This window comes from Mesorhizobium sp. M1A.F.Ca.IN.020.04.1.1 (assembly GCF_003997315.1).
Lineage (GTDB): Bacteria > Pseudomonadota > Alphaproteobacteria > Rhizobiales > Rhizobiaceae > Mesorhizobium.
On sequence record NZ_RZSN01000399.1, the window covers coordinates 1 to 914 of the forward strand.

Here is a 914-nt window from a genome sequence, read left to right on the forward strand (position 1 = left end):
GCGACGCGGATCGGCAGGCCGGAAAAGCGTTGCTAGAAGGTCTTGAAATGCTGCCGCGACAGCAGCGTCGTCGGCACCACGACGGCGACCTGGAACCCTTCCATCGCCGCGATGAAGGCGGCGCGCAGCGCCACTTCCGTCTTGCCGAAGCCGACGTCGCCGCAAACCAGCCGATCCATCGGCTTGCCGGCGCCGAGATCGTCCATGACGGAATCGATTGCCGTCTGCTGGTCGTCGGTTTCTTCATAGGGAAAGCGCGCCGCGAACTCGCCATAAAGGCCGTCGGCCGGAATCATGGCGGGTGCTGCGCGCATCTGCCGCTCGGCGGCGATGCGGATCAATTGCCCGGCCATGTCGAGCAGCCGCTTCTTCAGCCGCGCTTTGCGCGCCTGCCAGGCGCCGCCGCCGAGCTTGTCGAGTGGCGCTTCCGCCGAATCCGATCCGTAGCGTGAGAGGAGCTCGATGTTTTCGACCGGCAGGAACAGCCGGTCGTCGCCGGCATAGTGGATTTCGAGACAGTCATGCGGTGCGCCGACCGCTTCGATGGTGCGCAGACCAATGAATCGGCCGATGCCGTGGTCCGCGTGAACGACGATGTCGCCGGATGACAGCGACGATGCTTCGGCAATGAAGTCGGAGGCACGCTTTTTGCGCTTGGAGCGGCGGATCAGCCTGTCGCCTAGAATGTCCTGTTCGGCGACGACGACCATCCCGTCGGTCTCGAAGCCGGATTCGAGCGGCAGCACGGCAAGACCGGCCTGCCCCGGCTCGAGCTTTTCGACCTCGGAAAGAGTCGCCACCGGTTTCAGGTTGCCGAGATGATGCTCGGCGAGGATCTGGCCGAGGCGGTCGAGCGAGCCCTCGGTCCAGCCGGCGACGATGACGCGGCGGCGCGCGGCGCGCTCGTCGGCAAT

General features: G+C 65.8%; 1 pseudogene. It reads right to left on the reverse strand.

Going from position 1 to position 914, the window contains the following annotated elements:
* Window positions 1-35: 35 nt before the first annotated feature.
* Window positions 36-914 (reverse strand): annotated as a pseudogene (locus tag EOA49_RS32175) (CarD family transcriptional regulator); the annotation flags it as partial.